The organism is Sulfurihydrogenibium sp. (assembly GCF_027448985.1).
Lineage (GTDB): Bacteria > Aquificota > Aquificia > Aquificales > Hydrogenothermaceae > Sulfurihydrogenibium.
This window is the reverse complement of record NZ_DAIDMN010000007.1, coordinates 1-14,209: the sequence shown is the minus strand read 5'-3', so window position 1 is coordinate 14,209 and position 14,209 is coordinate 1. Positions and strand designations below refer to the sequence as shown.

The 14,209-nt window shown below is 32.8% G+C and carries 16 protein-coding genes and 1 CRISPR repeat array; of the genes, 13 read left to right on the top strand and 3 right to left on the bottom strand.

The window, feature by feature from the left end; translation table 11 throughout:
- Window position 1: 1 nt before the first annotated feature.
- A complete protein-coding gene (locus NE054_RS01395; protein WP_297887486.1) occupies window positions 2-1,342 on the bottom strand; it encodes a glutamate-5-semialdehyde dehydrogenase in 1,341 nt (446 codons plus the stop codon).
- A gap of 1 nt (window position 1,343) precedes the next feature.
- The gene (locus NE054_RS01390) at window positions 1,344-2,123 is read right to left on the bottom strand and encodes a DUF4388 domain-containing protein (RefSeq protein WP_297887484.1); all 780 of its coding nucleotides are present in this window, start codon (window positions 2,121-2,123) and stop codon (window positions 1,344-1,346) included.
- Between the two features lie 89 nt (window positions 2,124-2,212).
- Here NE054_RS01390 and moeB point away from each other — a divergent pair, with 89 nt between their 5' ends.
- The 6 genes from moeB to pdxA are packed head-to-tail and all read left to right on the top strand — an operon-like array spanning window position 2,213 to window position 5,159.
- Window positions 2,213-3,031, top strand: a complete 819-nt coding sequence (gene moeB / locus NE054_RS01385) for a molybdopterin-synthase adenylyltransferase MoeB (RefSeq protein ID WP_297887482.1) — start codon at window positions 2,213-2,215, stop codon at window positions 3,029-3,031.
- Between the two features lie 11 nt (window positions 3,032-3,042).
- Window positions 3,043-3,276: a sulfurtransferase TusA family protein gene (locus tag NE054_RS01380; RefSeq protein ID WP_297887480.1), complete on the top strand. Its 234-nt coding sequence runs from the start codon at window positions 3,043-3,045 to the stop codon at window positions 3,274-3,276.
- Entirely contained in the window at window positions 3,273-3,575 is a 303-nt protein-coding gene (locus NE054_RS01375) for a DsrE family protein (protein ID WP_297887477.1), read from the top strand. The genes NE054_RS01380 and NE054_RS01375 overlap by 4 nt, the downstream gene beginning before the upstream one ends.
- 8 nt (window positions 3,576-3,583) lie before the next feature.
- Window positions 3,584-3,937 (top strand): DsrE family protein, encoded by a 354-nt coding sequence (locus NE054_RS01370; RefSeq protein WP_297887473.1) that lies wholly within the window; start codon window positions 3,584-3,586, stop codon window positions 3,935-3,937.
- Entirely contained in the window at window positions 3,931-4,173 is a 243-nt protein-coding gene (locus NE054_RS01365; RefSeq protein ID WP_297887470.1) for a DsrH/TusB family sulfur metabolism protein, read from the top strand. The genes NE054_RS01370 and NE054_RS01365 overlap by 7 nt, the downstream gene beginning before the upstream one ends.
- Complete coding sequence (gene pdxA, locus NE054_RS01360) at window positions 4,167-5,159, top strand: 4-hydroxythreonine-4-phosphate dehydrogenase PdxA (RefSeq protein WP_297887467.1); 993 nt, start codon at window positions 4,167-4,169, stop codon at window positions 5,157-5,159. The genes NE054_RS01365 and pdxA overlap by 7 nt, the downstream gene beginning before the upstream one ends.
- On the opposite strand, the gene ribD is transcribed toward pdxA, so the two are convergent.
- Window positions 5,110-6,210: a bifunctional diaminohydroxyphosphoribosylaminopyrimidine deaminase/5-amino-6-(5-phosphoribosylamino)uracil reductase RibD gene (ribD, locus tag NE054_RS01355; RefSeq protein WP_297887464.1), complete on the bottom strand. Its 1,101-nt coding sequence runs from the start codon at window positions 6,208-6,210 to the stop codon at window positions 5,110-5,112. The genes pdxA and ribD overlap by 50 nt on opposite strands.
- Window positions 6,211-6,308: 98 nt before the next feature.
- Here ribD and NE054_RS01350 point away from each other — a divergent pair, with 98 nt between their 5' ends.
- The 7 genes from NE054_RS01350 (at window position 6,309) to NE054_RS01320 (ending at window position 11,750) form a co-directional block, all read left to right on the top strand.
- Window positions 6,309-7,232, top strand: a complete 924-nt coding sequence (locus NE054_RS01350) for a rhodanese-like domain-containing protein (RefSeq protein WP_297887459.1) — start codon at window positions 6,309-6,311, stop codon at window positions 7,230-7,232.
- Between the two features lie 108 nt (window positions 7,233-7,340).
- Window positions 7,341-8,816, top strand: coding sequence for a UDP-N-acetylmuramoyl-L-alanyl-D-glutamate--2,6-diaminopimelate ligase (locus tag NE054_RS01345; RefSeq protein ID WP_297887457.1), 1,476 nt, complete (start codon window positions 7,341-7,343; stop codon window positions 8,814-8,816).
- Complete coding sequence (locus NE054_RS01340) at window positions 8,817-9,227, top strand: NUDIX hydrolase (RefSeq protein ID WP_297887456.1); 411 nt, start codon at window positions 8,817-8,819, stop codon at window positions 9,225-9,227. It begins immediately after the preceding gene.
- Between the two features lie 64 nt (window positions 9,228-9,291).
- The gene (gene trxA, locus NE054_RS01335; protein ID WP_297887454.1) at window positions 9,292-10,101 is read left to right on the top strand and encodes a thioredoxin; all 810 of its coding nucleotides are present in this window, start codon (window positions 9,292-9,294) and stop codon (window positions 10,099-10,101) included.
- Window positions 10,101-10,709: an outer-membrane lipoprotein carrier protein LolA gene (locus NE054_RS01330; RefSeq protein WP_297887451.1), complete on the top strand. Its 609-nt coding sequence runs from the start codon at window positions 10,101-10,103 to the stop codon at window positions 10,707-10,709. Before trxA ends, NE054_RS01330 begins: the two co-directional genes overlap by 1 nt.
- A gap of 9 nt (window positions 10,710-10,718) precedes the next feature.
- Window positions 10,719-11,159: a hypothetical protein gene (locus NE054_RS01325; RefSeq protein ID WP_297887448.1), complete on the top strand. Its 441-nt coding sequence runs from the start codon at window positions 10,719-10,721 to the stop codon at window positions 11,157-11,159.
- Between the two features lie 6 nt (window positions 11,160-11,165).
- A complete protein-coding gene (locus NE054_RS01320; RefSeq protein ID WP_297887445.1) occupies window positions 11,166-11,750 on the top strand; it encodes a serine/threonine protein kinase in 585 nt (194 codons plus the stop codon).
- Between the two features lie 34 nt (window positions 11,751-11,784).
- Window positions 11,785-13,967: a CRISPR direct-repeat array (repeat unit 29 nt; unit sequence CTTTATATCCCACATAGTTCAGACAAAAC).
- Between the last annotated feature and the right edge of the window lie 242 nt (window positions 13,968-14,209).

Sequence of the window (14,209 nt, the reverse complement as noted above, 5' to 3'; positions counted from 1 at the left end):
TTTATATCCGGCAGGCTTCTGTATCTATTTTAGGTTTTTCTTCATCTTTTGGAATACCAACATTTTCTCGAAGTTGTCCATTTCCAAAAACTATGAATTTTGGTATTGTTAACTCTTTTAATGCCATCGGTCCTCTTGCGTGAATTTTGTCTGTGGATATTCCCATCTCTGCTCCAAGACCAAACTCGTTTCCGTCTGTAAACCTTGTAGATGCGTTGATGTAAACTGCTGCACTGTCAACTTCTTGTATAAACTTCATTCCTTTCGTGTAATTTTCTGTAACTATTGCATCTGAATGATGAGAGCCGTACTTTTCGATAAACTCTATAGCTTCATCTATATCTTCAACGACTTTTACAGCTATTATAAGGTCTAAAAACTCTTCGTAGTAATCCTCCTCTTTTGCAGGTACTATCTCCGTATCTTTTGCTTTTGGATGGTTTACAAGAAGGTTGTAGCTGTACTCATCACATCTCATCTCAACACCGGCTTTACCATAGTAGTATGCGATTTGGGGAAGAAACCTTTCAGCTATTTTTTTATGAACTACCAAGTTTTCTATAGCGTTACATACAGATGGTCTTTGAACTTTTGCATTGTAAGCTATGTTTAAAGCTTTTTCCATATCCGCTTCATCGTCTATGTAAAGGTTACATACACCTTTGTAATGTTTTATAACAGGTATTCTTGAGTTTTCAGCTACAGCTTTTATAAGGCTTTCTCCTCCTCTTGGAATTGCAACATCTATAAGTCCTTCTAACTTTAAAAGCTCGTTTACTACGGACCTATCTGTTGTATCTACAAACATAACAGCATCTTCCGGAAAACACGTTTCTCTGCAAGCTTCTTTTATAATCTCAACCAACACTCTGTTTGAGTTTATTGTCTCACTTCCTCCTTTTAAAATAACTGCATTTGAAGATTTCATACATAAAGATGCAGCTTCTATAGTAACGTTTGGTCTTGCTTCATATATTATCAGTATAACTCCTAAAGGGACTCTCATCTGTCCTACTTTAAGACCGTTTGGTCTTGTCCACATGTTTACAATCTCTCCTACAGGGTCAGGAAGAGCCGCTACATCTTTTAATACTTGAATCATCTGGTCTATCCTTTTATCGTTTAAGGCAAGTCTATCAAGTAGTGCTTTTGAGTAACCTTTCTTCTCAGCTACTTCTAAATCTTTTTGGTTTTCCTGTAAGATTAAACTTCTTTTTTCATCCAAAAGCTGTGCTGTTTTTAAAAGTGTTTTGTTTTTTATATCCGTTGTTAAAGACATCAACTTTCTTGTTGTACTTTTTGCTTTTTTTGCGATTTGTTCAGCGTAAATCTTTGCTTCCATCCTAAATCTCCCTTAAAGTTTCTTTTATGGATTTTCTTTCAAGGTACGAAAGTACTCTGTCTACGATGTTTTCCGGTTTCTTTAAAAGTTTTTGTTTTCTTACGATTCCTGCTGCTATAAAACCGTACAAAGCCCTTTTAACTTCCAACTCGGTCTCTTTATAAAGTCTTTCTAACTCTTCTTGATTTTCTGGAAGGGAAAAGTTTTTCTCACTTTGTAGTATCTTTTCAAAGTGGAATTTTATTACAATATCCGATACTTTGTTAACTCCGTTAATCAGGTTTAGTATATCTTTTTCTTTTTCATTAAGGTAGTTCATGCTTACTTTACTTTCCCAATCTGGAACTTTTTCGTAAACGATACTCAAATCCGTAATTTTTCTGTTTACTTCTTCTTCCGTCAAACTTCTTGATAAATGGATTATAAGTTTTACCGATTCAATGTAAACAGGTAAATCTTCCGGATATTTTATAAATCCGGATGTTATTGAAAATCTACCTTCTTTTAAAAGTAAGATTAAGGGAAGGTATGTAGCAAGATTTTTAAACAAATCTTCTCGAGAGATTCTATCCCTTTTTAAAACTGTATCAAAATCTATATCCAAGTAAAGTAAAAAGTTTCTTTTCACATTCCTTATGTAAACCGGATTACCTTTAAAAAAGTAAACTCCGTAGGTACCTTTTGCAGTCTCCAAAGTCAGAATACAGTTTTTCTCTTCTGCACTTATAACTTGTAGAATATCAACCATATTAAAAGTTTTTAAATCACCACCGCTTATCATGATTAATTATTATAACCTATTTAAAATTTTTAGAAAGATGATATAATTTTTTATAATTTTCTATATTTTACATTTATGAGGTGAAGTAGATGTCATTTGGATTTACAGAAGAGCAGATAAAAAGGTACAGTAGACATATCATCCTTCCGGAAGTAGGTGGTGTAGGACAGCAAAAATTACTAAACGCAAAAGTTTTGGTGATAGGAGCCGGTGGACTTGGTTCTCCTTCGATATACTATTTGGCTGCTGCTGGTGTTGGAACCATAGGTATAGTAGATTTTGATGTGGTAGATTTTTCTAACCTTCAAAGACAGATTCTCCACAACACTTCAAGAGTCGGTGTTCCAAAGGTAGAATCTGCAAAGATGACTGTAGAGGCTTTAAATCCCGATGTAAAAGTGATAGCTTACAACGAAAAAATAACAAAAGAAAACGTGATGGATATAGTAAAAGATTTTGATATAGTCTTAGATGGCTCAGACAACTTTCCTACAAGATTTTTAGTAAACGATGCTTGTTATATGCTTGGAAAACCACTTGTTTCAGCTGCCATACTAAGGTTTGAAGGACAGCTAACGGTTTTTGATTACAGAAACAAAGAAAGTTCACCTTGTTATAGATGTTTAATACCTGAGCCACCACCACCCGGATTGGTACCTTCCTGTCAAGAAGCTGGACTACTTGGTGTGGTAGGTGGAATAATGGGAACACTCCAAGCAAACGAAGCACTTAAACTTATTCTTGGAATAGGAGAACCGTTGATAGGAAAACTCCTTGTATTCGATGCATTAAAAACAGAGTTTAGAACAGTTAAATTCAGAAAAAATCCAAAGTGTGAGCTTTGCGGAGAAAACCCAACGATAAAAGAGCTTATTGAATATGACCAAGCTTGCGAAGTAAGATTTTAGAGAGGTGAAAGATGCAAGTAGATAGAGAACTTGATTTAAAAGGTGAGGTTTGTCCATTTACATTTGTAAAAAGTAAACTTATAATAGAACAGATGGAGAAAGGTCAGATTTTGAAAGTGATATTGGACTACAAACCTTCCGTTGAAAATGTACCTAAAAGTATGGAGATGGAAGGACAGGAAGTTTTAGCTGTAAATCAAATAGCTGACAACCTTTGGGAAGTTTTGGTGAGAAAAGTAAAATGAAACTTCTTATACTGATGGCAAGTAATCCTTACTCTGCTGATTTTAACACTATGGTTAAATTTTCCGAAGCAGCTATCAAAAGAAAAGATGAAATTAGTATATTCTTAATGGCGAATGGAGTGTACTGTTTAAATCACGACAAGATGAAAGAGTTAGCGGAAAAAGGCGTAAAAATCTATTACTGTGCTCATAACGCTCATCAAAGGAAAATAAATCCTGTAGATTTTGCAGAAAGTAGTAGTATGTATGGACTTTCTAAACTGATATCGCAAGTAGATAAAGTTATAAATCTTTCATAGGTGTTTTTATGGCAAAAAAGAAGGTTGTATCTATAATAAAGGCTAACCCCTTTGGATGGAAAACATTTGAGGCTCTAAGACAGGCGGTTGGTATGGCTATGGACCATCAGGTTAGCGTTATTTTTGTTAGAGATGGAGTTTTTGCGCTAACGAACTGGAATCCCCAAATGCTTGGAGTTCCTTCATTTGACAAATCTATTGAAGCTCTTTCTATGCTTGGTGGAAAAATTATCGTAGAAAAAGAGTGTTTAGGAGATAGAGGTATTACAAAACTAAAAGATTTTGGAGTAGAGATTCTTATAAAAGATAAAGAAGAAATCTGTCAAATAATAAGTCAAGCAGAGGTTGTTATCACATGGTAGATACGGTTTATCTTATAAAAAAACCTGCTGAATTCCCCATTGCAGACCTTATATCCGATAACGATGTAATGATTCTCATTCAAGATGCGGTTTTAAGACAGCCTTCTATATCAAACTGGTACGCATGTAAAGAAGATGTAATTGCAAGAGGTTTAAAAATATCCGAAAACAGACTTTTAGATTACGAAGATATATTAAACCTGATAGAAAAAGCCAACAAAGTGATTGTATGGTAAAAGTAGGTATATCCTTAGGTGACCCAACTGGTATATCTCCGGAAATCCTTCTAAAATCAATAAATAAACTTCCTAAAAAAAACATTGTATACATAGTTTACGGTAGTAAAAAAGTCTTAGAAAAAACTGCAAAAAAGTTAAATGTAAAATACAGTTTCAAAGATATAGAAAGTGTTGATGAAATTAATAAAGCCGGATGGTATCTTTTAAACCTGTTTGATGAAGATTTTGAAGAAGGAAAACCTTCAGTTTTATCCGGCAGGGCTTGTGTGATTTACTTAGAAAACACTGTAAAAGATATTTTAGAGAAAAAGACGGATGCTATAGTTACCCTTCCAATATCTAAAAGGTGGATTATGGAGTCTGGCTTTAACTACGCTGGTCATACAGATTATTTAGCCGATGTGTCCAAAACAAAAGAGTACGCAATGGTTTTGATGTGTAAAAAGTTAAAGGTTGGTCTGATTACAACCCATATACCATTGAAAGAAGTCCCAAAAAGTATTACCAAAGAAAAAATAGTATCAAAAGTGAAATTGATAAACACAGAGCTAAGAGAAAAATTCGCTATACAAAAACCCAAGATAGCACTGTTAGGTTTAAATCCCCACGCATCAGATAATGGAAATATAGGAGATGAAGAGGATAAGATAATTATTCCCGCGGTGGAAGAACTTTTAAAAGAAAAGATAGACATAACCTATCCACTTTCTCCGGATACAGCTTTTAACAGGTACAAAGACTTTGATTTTTATGTTGCGATGTACCACGACCAAGGACTGATACCACTAAAACTTATGTGCTTTAGAAAAGCTGTAAATATAACCTTTGGACTTCCTTTTATAAGAACATCTCCTGACCACGGTACAGGATACGATATAGCTGGAAAAAACATAGCTGACCCATCTTCTTTTATAGAAGCAACAAAGTTAGCTATTAAACTTGTTTATAACACTCAAAATAAAAATCTTCACCAAAACGTTTAAAATCTTCAACCTTTAGCTTTACACTATCTTTTATATCCAAAACTCCAAGACTTCCAAAAGATGAAACACCATCCTCTCCAACTATTTTAGGAGCCATAAATATAGAGATTTTATCAAAGTATCCCTCTTTTATAAAAGAAGTTATAATCTCCTTTCCACCTTCTACAAGAAGATGTACTATCTGATTTTGGTATAAAACATTTAAAACATCTTCAATCCGGAATTTCCCTTCCGGAGCATCTAAAAAGTAGAGTTTTACATTTTCTTTTTGAGATATCTTTTGAAGGTTTTCTTTATCTGCTTCTTTAGATGTTATAACGATGGTTGAAGTATCGTTGTTGTATATATTGTAATCGGCAGGAACTTTTAATTTTCTATCTAAAAGAACTCTTATAGGTTGTTTTTCTGTTTTTATATACCTTACCGTTAAGGAAGGGTTATCACAAAAAGCTGTGTTGGAGCCAACCAAAACAGCTGTTGCTTGGTTTCTAAGTATATGAGCGTACCTTCTGGATTCTTCGTTTGTAATCCACTTTGAACTTCCTGTTTTTGTAGCTATCTTACCGTCAAATGTTTGAGCTACTTTGATATGTACAAACGGTCTTTTTTGAGAGATGTAAATAAAAAAATCTTCGTTTAACTTTTTTGCTTCTTTCTCCAAAACACCAACTACTACCTCAACACCATTTTCTTTTAGTATCTCTACTCCTTTTCCGGATACTAAAGGATTAGGGTCTAAGGTAGCAACTACCACTTTACTTATTTTTTCTTCTAAAATCGCGTTTGTACAAGGTGGGGTTTTACCGTAATGACAACATGGTTCTAAAGTGACAAACATTGTAGAATCTTTCAAATCGTATCCTTTTGATTTGGCATCTTTTATTGCTTCTCTTTCCGCATGAGGTAATCCGGCTTTGTAATGATAACCTTTACCTATAATCTTTCCATCTTTTACAATCACAGCTCCAACAGTTGGGTTAGGATGGGTATAACCTTTTCTCTCTTTTGCCAAATCCAAAGCTATCTGCATGTATTTTTCCAACTCTTCCATGAAAAAATTTTATCACAACTCAATCTATCAAAAATCATGGAAAAGGACAGTGAAAAAAATTAAAGTTTAAATAAAATATTTGGCAGTGGAGTAGTAAGATGCTAAAAATATTTCTAACCTTCTTGGTTATTCTTTCTTTCTCCTTTGCAGATGAAAGACTTTACACTATCTCACCAAAAGATGCTTTTAATTTGCTAAAAGATAAAAACACTGTGTTTATTGATGCTGAGGATTCTGAAAGTTATAAAAAAGAACATATTCCCAATTCTATAAATTTAGATGCTTTGGCATTACAAGACATAGCATTGAAAAACAATGAAAAACAAAAATGTAAGTATCTTCCTTTATGTCCTCAAACTGCTGCAAAAATCTTTTCTGAAAAAGGTATAACCCACAAGAATAAATTTATAATTTATTACAATGAACTTCCCAATAAAGCATCTTACATATGGTTTTTACTTTACTCTATGGGAGTTGATGATAAAAATCTAAGAATACTTGACGGTGGTATTAATGGATGGAAAAAGGAAGGATTACCTACAGAATCTGGTGATGAAAAGCTAAGACCCAAAGCATCATTTAAACCAAATCCAAGATACGATGTGGTGGCAACCAAAGAAGAAGTTTTAAAACATGTTGAAAACTACCAAAAAGGAATAGATGACAACACACTTTTAATTGATACAAGAACGTTTTTAGAGTTTACAGGAAGACAAGAGATGACAGACATAAAAAGAGCTGGACACATTCCCGGTGCAAAATTTGTTTACTGGAGATGGTTTGCAGGAAAAGATACAACTTACAAACCTTTTGAAAAGCTTCAAGAAGATGTTAAAAAACTTAACATAGATTTCAACAAAAGAATAATACTTTACTGTACAATTGGGAACAGGTCTTCTTTTGTTTTTATCCCTTTAAAAGCACTTGGTGCAAAAAATCTAAAAATATACACCGGCAGCTGGTATGAGTGGGGAAACGATGAAAACCTGCCAATAGAAAAAGAAAAATATAGAAAAGAATAAAGATATACAGTTCAGACAAAACCCTTTTATGAATATGTTATAATTGATAAACAAAACAGCATTTCAAAATTTTCGTAGGAATAAAACCTTTATCAAAACGGAGTTTTAATGAAAAATTTGTACGATTTAATAACAGAAGAAAAAATAGTTAACATTGGAAAAAGTCAAGTTATAAAAGGTATATCCAACAACACTTCACAGGTTGATAAAGATTTTATCTTTTTTGCAATAAAAGGAACAAATGTTGATGGACATGACTTTATACAACAAGCATTAGAAAAGGGAGCAAACACTGTTTTTATAGAGAAAGAGGATTTAGTAGAAAAGTTAAAAAATGATTATCCGGATGTAAACATAGTTTTATCGAAAAACACAAGGAAAAGCCTTGCTATAGTAGCAAACAAATTTTACGATGAACCATCAAAAGATTTAAAAGTAGTAGGCATAACCGGAACCAACGGAAAAACAACCGTCTCAAACCTTTTAGCTCAGTATTATGAAAAATCCGGATATAAAGTAGGAGTAATCGGTACAATAAACTACCGTGTAGGAGATGAAATGTTATCATCCGGACATACCACACCTGACCCAATACAATGGTTTCAAACCCTAAAAACGATGAAAGAAAAAGGAGCACAGGTTGTCGTTGCGGAAGTTTCTTCTCATGCAGCGGACCAATACAGAGTGTACTCAACAAAATTTCACGGAGGAATATTTACAAACCTAACCCAAGACCATTTAGACTACCACAAAACTATGGAAAATTACTTTTTAGCAAAAAGGGAGTTTTTCAACCAAATACAACTCTTCAACAACAAAGCCATCGGAAGTGTCAACATTGACGACCAATACGGAAAGAGAATATACAACGATTTTAAAGAAAAAATAGACTTTATAACCTACGGACTAAATCAAGGAGAGTTTCAGGTAAAAGATTACACTTTATCATTGTTCCAAACAGAATTTACAGCGTCTTACAAAAACAAAAACATAAATTTTAAGACAAAACTAAGAGGTTTTTTCAACATCTTAAACATATCCGCATCTGTGTCTTTTTTGATAAAAGATGGTTTTGATATAGACTTCCTTACAAGAGAAACCTACAATTTAAAACCAATAAAAGGAAGGTTTGAGGTAATCGAAGGAAGAAACTTCATCGTGGTTATAGACTACGCCCACACACCAGACGCACTTGAAAACATTTTAAAATCCTTAAAAAAGCTAAAACAAAACAGAATAATAACAGTATTTGGAGCCGGAGGAAACAGAGATAAAGGAAAAAGACCACTTATGGGAAAAGTAGCAGAAAAATTCTCCGATGTAATAATACTAACATCTGATAACCCAAGAAACGAAGAACCAATGGATATAATAAACGATATACTACAAGGAATAGAAGACAAATCAAAAGTTTTTATAGAAGAAGACAGAAAAAGAGCGATAGAAAAAGCTTTAAAATTAGCGATGAAAAACGACATAGTTTTAATAGCCGGAAAAGGTCATGAAAACTACCAGATAATAAAAGACCAGATAATACATTTTGACGATAAAGAAGTTGTAGAAGAAATTTTAAAGGAGATTTAAATGTCAATAAAAACACCATTTGTAGCGGTAGATGGAATAGTGAAAATCTTTGATGAAAATGAAAACTTTAAAGGTGTAGTTTTGATAGAAAGAAAGAATCCACCATACGGACTTGCACTTCCCGGAGGTTTTGTAGATATAGGAGAAAGTGTAGAAGATGCTTTAAAAAGAGAGATGAAGGAAGAGATAGATTTAGATGTTGAAATAATAAAACTTTTTAACGTTTACTCCAATCCGGATAGAGACCCAAGATTTCACACAGTTTCAATAGTCTTTGTATGTAAAGCTTACGGTAATCCGATTGGAAAAGACGATGCTAAAAAAGCTCATGTTTACAAAGTTGAAGAGATACCCTTTGAAAAGTTAGTTTTTGACCATGGCAAAATTCTAAAAGATTTTTTAAACAGTTGAATAAAAATTGAAAATGTTTATAATAAATAATATAAGTAAACTTTTATAAAGTTTGGAGGTAAAGATGATTATAGATGTGAATTCCGACAACTTTTCAGAAATACTTGAAAAATCTTATGAAAACTTAGTGGTGGTAGATTTTTGGGCACCATGGTGTGGACCATGTAGAGCGTTAAAACCTATTCTTGAAAAACTATCAAACGAGTTTGGATTTATCCTTGCAAAAGTTAACACAGATGAAAATCCGGATATAGCCCAAGAGTTTGGCGTCCATGGTATTCCGGATGTTAGAATTATAAAAGATGGAAAAGTTGTAGACAAATTCGTAGGAGCACTTCCAGAAAGTCAAGTTAGGAACATAATAAGCAAGTACATAAAATCCCAAGCAGACAAAGTAATAGAAGAAGCAAACATGATGATACTATCCGGAGATAGAGAAGGAGCTTACCACCTTTACAAAGATGCGGTAGAAAAGTATCCGGATAACAAAAAACTCATTTTAGAAGCAGCTAAATTCATGATAAAAACAAACCACCTTGAAGAAGCTGAAAGTTTACTTAACAAAATAAAAGAGTACGACAAAGAGTACTTCTCACAAGCCCAAGCGTTGAAGGAGTTTATCCATCTTAAAAAAGAGTGTGAAAACAAAGAAGTAAACACTGACCTTGAAAAAATGTATGCTCAAGCATCCTGTTATGCTGTAGAAGAAAACTACGAAGATGCATTAAAACTGTTTTTAGAAATAGTAAAACAAGACAGAAAGTTTAAAGATGACGGAGCAAGAAAAGCTATGGTATCAATATTCACACTGTTAGGAGAATCCCACCCACTTACAAAAGAGTATAGAAAAAAACTTGCCATGTGGTTGTACTGATGAGAAAGTACCTAATTTTAACTTTAATATTTTTCAACCTGTCCTTTGGACAGGACTTTTTATCAGAATTCCAGAAAGTTATAAACAAATCCAAAGGCTTTGAAGCAGAACTAATACAAAAAACTTACCAATCCGGATTTAACAATCCAGACACTTTCATAGGAGAAGTAAAAGCCACCAAACCATTAACAGTAAAAATAGACTACAAAAAACCTTATCAACAAACTATCTTTATGAATAAAGAAAAAATAATTCTTTACAACAAAGAACAAAACCAAGCCATAATAACATCACCCCAAAACAGTTTACTGATAACCGATGTAATAAGTATGTTCATAGACAACACACCGATAGACAAAATATTTAAAGTCATCCAAACAAAAGAATTTGGAAAGTTCATCACAATAGACCTAAAACCAAAAAACTCTGATGACATAAAATCACTTCAAATAACCGTAGAAAAAGAAAAATACATTCCAAAAACCATAACAGCTATAGACACAGACAACAACAAAATAGAGCTACAACTTGAAAACTTTAAATACTACAACAACCTTGTAAATTTAGAGTTTAAACTACCTAAAAATGTTGAAATAATACAGCAGTAGGTGATTTTTATGTTAAAAAAAATTACTTTAACCCTTATAGCAGTTTTATCCGGATTAACAGTTTTGTTCCTAATTCAAAACAACATCAAATATGCCATCACATTTGGATTTATTGACCTAACAGTAATAGTATTTTCCATTTTAGTATGGTTTAACGATAAGTATTACAACGAACAAATGTCAGAGAGAATAGTATCCTTTCCTAACAAAGAGATGATAAAAGATATTCTCCAAAAACAATCTAACATGCTAAGATTTGACAAAATAGAAGAATTTCCAGATGGTTTTAAGGTTTACAAAGGAAAACAATTGGTAATACATGCCATATTTGAAAAAGACGAAAATGGAAACATCCTTAACATAGGAGGAAGATACGTAGTAAAGCTACAAGCCCCAGAATACGTTTTACACAACATAGACAACGAAATTTGGAGCCACATAGGAAAATAACAATTTATGATAACCTTTAAAGATATAAAAGGTCAGATAGAAAACTTACAAAAAATAGGTGAAGGTTGGAGAGCTGTAGTCTATAGAGGAAAGTTTGAAGGAAAAGATTTATCCTTTAAAGTAGCCATATCTGACATTCACAAACACCCTATACAAAAAGAAGGAGTAATCTTAAAAGAAATAAATAAATATTCAATAGGTGGAACATTAAGAATATCCGGAGAAGATTTTATAGCTTACGATTACATAGAAGGAAAACCACTTAACGAAATTTTAAATCCGGATAACTATAACCATCTCATTTCACAACTTTTAAACCAAGCTTTCCTATTAGACAAACTAAAAATAGATAAAGGAGAGATGCACAGACCTTATACCAATGTTTTAGTAGATAAAAATTTAAAAATTCATTTAATAGATTTTGAAAGAGCCAAAAAAACCCTATATCCACAGAATATATTAAATATAGTCCAATTTATCACAAGAGGACAAACAAAAACAGACCAACTTTTAAACTTACTAAAGGATTATAAAAAAAACCAAACAGAAGAAAACTTCAACAAAATAAAAAATTATCTAAATCTCAAATAACCCAAAAACCACACAAAAATCATAAATCTTTTACCTTTATATCCCACATAGTTCAGACAAAACAGATATGGGCGAGCAATACCTTCGCTACCAGTATTCATCTTTATATCCCACATAGTTCAGACAAAACTTAAACGTCCCCCATTTATTAGTAGTCTCTAATAAACTTTATATCCCACATAGTTCAGACAAAACTTACGAACGGATGAAAAATCTTATAGACCAATACATAGCTTTATATCCCACATAGTTCAGACAAAACCAAAAAAATCAAGGAGTTTAAGGCACTCATTGACGATCTTTATATCCCACATAGTTCAGACAAAACTAGAAAGAGTAAGGGCGTTTATTAATGGAGTGATGGCCTTTATATCCCACATAGTTCAGACAAAACCTATTGCTCACCTTCTCTAATTGACAACCCACAACCTTTATATCCCACATAGTTCAGACAAAACAATGTTTGTTCCTTACATCTTTTCAGGGGGTGTAAACTTTATATCCCACATAGTTCAGACAAAACTATGCCACGCCTATTAGCGCTGCAGTCTATCACAACCTTTATATCCCACATAGTTCAGACAAAACTGAAGAATACAAGGAATTGGCTGAATATTGGAAAAGCTCTTTATATCCCACATAGTTCAGACAAAACCTACTTGATGTTGCAATCCGAACAGAGCAAAGTTTTTCTTTATATCCCACATAGTTCAGACAAAACTGTTCACTTTGAGATTTAGCAAAAATCTTTTTTGGCTTTATATCCCACATAGTTCAGACAAAACAGCAAGTTTATCAAGGAGATATAGTGCTAACAGTAGCCTTTATATCCCACATAGTTCAGACAAAACTCAGCGTTTTTTTGAGCTTGTAAGCTGGAAAGTCAACTTTATATCCCACATAGTTCAGACAAAACATAAAAACTGAGGAAGAATACTACAACTTCCTCAAAACTTTATATCCCACATAGTTCAGACAAAACATCTTCATACTACACCTTTCGACTTGCCTTAACACTCTTTATATCCCACATAGTTCAGACAAAACCTATGCCAAAAAGTGCATAAAAAAGTGTTTGGCTAATCTTTATATCCCACATAGTTCAGACAAAACAGTTTTCGTTTTAACTTACAAAGACGTAGCAATAAACTTTATATCCCACATAGTTCAGACAAAACAGAGGCAATAGAGATGAGTTGATGGAGCTAATACTTCCTTTATATCCCACATAGTTCAGACAAAACGAAGCTTGAAGAGTTGAAGAAAGAAATAAAAACTGCTTTATATCCCACATAGTTCAGACAAAACCCGTATACCTCATCCCAAATATGCCTTTCCATCTGTCCTTTATATCCCACATAGTTCAGACAAAACAGATGAAAACTGCTGCTATTTCTTCATCGGTAATTTCTTTATATCCCACATAGTTCAGACAAAACGCAATTTGAGGTAATTTAAATTACATTAATCAAAAACTTTATATCCCACATAGTTCAGACAAAACAAGCTTTTTTTGAATTTTTTAGCTTTTTCGGGCTTTCTTTATATCCCACATAGTTCAGACAAAACTTTTTATTTTCTCTCTCATGGTCGTTATCTTGGTTTCTTTATATCCCACATAGTTCAGACAAAACTTATGTGTAATTATGTGTAATTAAATGTAATTATGCTTTATATCCCACATAGTTCAGACAAAACTGAATGATGTTGTAGAGACGATGATAAGACTTGCAACTTTATATCCCACATAGTTCAGACAAAACTTATAGAGATTATAAATGCAAGATGATATTTACGGTCTTTATATCCCACATAGTTCAGACAAAACGCGTTTAGGACTCTGAACAGAATCTTTAAAAATGACTTTATATCCCACATAGTTCAGACAAAACTTATATCAAACTCCGGAAGAGTGGTTAAGACTTAAAGCTTTATATCCCACATAGTTCAGACAAAACGAGAGGAAAAGATACAGATTTTCCTCTCCATTATAGCTTTATATCCCACATAGTTCAGACAAAACGCACAAAAAATAAAACAAAAAGAGATAGCAAAGATACTTTATATCCCACATAGTTCAGACAAAACAAAATACAACAAAGAAAAACTAAACCAGCTAAACGACTTTATATCCCACATAGTTCAGACAAAACGCTGATATAAGTAGTGATATTTCTAATATTTTAAACTTTATATCCCACATAGTTCAGACAAAACCCGTTAAAAATTAACATAAAAAAATAAACGAAAATTTTCAAAAAGTCAATACCTTAATGCATATTTTTTGTGCAGTGTGTAAGTCTGCAAATTGATGTTTTTTGCATCGAACCGTCAGTAATAGAAAATATATTTCTGTTATATTGTCAAATGAGCCTTATCACTACTTGAATATTCAAATAATATATTTTCTATTTTAAAATGCAGACTACACATCAAAGTTGAAATATTAAATTTTTTAT

What these genes read in the sequence shown, in the direction of transcription:
- NE054_RS01395 (WP_297887486.1), bottom strand. Translation starts at nt 1,342, where the DNA reads ATGGAAGCAAAGATTTACGCTGAACAAATCGCAAAAAAAGCAAAAAGT.
- NE054_RS01390 (WP_297887484.1), bottom strand. Translation starts at nt 2,123, where the DNA reads ATGATAAGCGGTGGTGATTTAAAAACTTTTAATATGGTTGATATTCTA.
- moeB (WP_297887482.1), top strand. Translation starts at nt 2,213, where the DNA reads ATGTCATTTGGATTTACAGAAGAGCAGATAAAAAGGTACAGTAGACAT.
- NE054_RS01380 (WP_297887480.1), top strand. Translation starts at nt 3,043, where the DNA reads ATGCAAGTAGATAGAGAACTTGATTTAAAAGGTGAGGTTTGTCCATTT.
- NE054_RS01375 (WP_297887477.1), top strand. Translation starts at nt 3,273, where the DNA reads ATGAAACTTCTTATACTGATGGCAAGTAATCCTTACTCTGCTGATTTT.
- NE054_RS01370 (WP_297887473.1), top strand. Translation starts at nt 3,584, where the DNA reads ATGGCAAAAAAGAAGGTTGTATCTATAATAAAGGCTAACCCCTTTGGA.
- NE054_RS01365 (WP_297887470.1), top strand. Translation starts at nt 3,931, where the DNA reads ATGGTAGATACGGTTTATCTTATAAAAAAACCTGCTGAATTCCCCATT.
- pdxA (WP_297887467.1), top strand. Translation starts at nt 4,167, where the DNA reads ATGGTAAAAGTAGGTATATCCTTAGGTGACCCAACTGGTATATCTCCG.
- ribD (WP_297887464.1), bottom strand. Translation starts at nt 6,210, where the DNA reads ATGGAAGAGTTGGAAAAATACATGCAGATAGCTTTGGATTTGGCAAAA.
- NE054_RS01350 (WP_297887459.1), top strand. Translation starts at nt 6,309, where the DNA reads ATGCTAAAAATATTTCTAACCTTCTTGGTTATTCTTTCTTTCTCCTTT.
- NE054_RS01345 (WP_297887457.1), top strand. Translation starts at nt 7,341, where the DNA reads ATGAAAAATTTGTACGATTTAATAACAGAAGAAAAAATAGTTAACATT.
- NE054_RS01340 (WP_297887456.1), top strand. Translation starts at nt 8,817, where the DNA reads ATGTCAATAAAAACACCATTTGTAGCGGTAGATGGAATAGTGAAAATC.
- trxA (WP_297887454.1), top strand. Translation starts at nt 9,292, where the DNA reads ATGATTATAGATGTGAATTCCGACAACTTTTCAGAAATACTTGAAAAA.
- NE054_RS01330 (WP_297887451.1), top strand. Translation starts at nt 10,101, where the DNA reads ATGAGAAAGTACCTAATTTTAACTTTAATATTTTTCAACCTGTCCTTT.
- NE054_RS01325 (WP_297887448.1), top strand. Translation starts at nt 10,719, where the DNA reads ATGTTAAAAAAAATTACTTTAACCCTTATAGCAGTTTTATCCGGATTA.
- NE054_RS01320 (WP_297887445.1), top strand. Translation starts at nt 11,166, where the DNA reads ATGATAACCTTTAAAGATATAAAAGGTCAGATAGAAAACTTACAAAAA.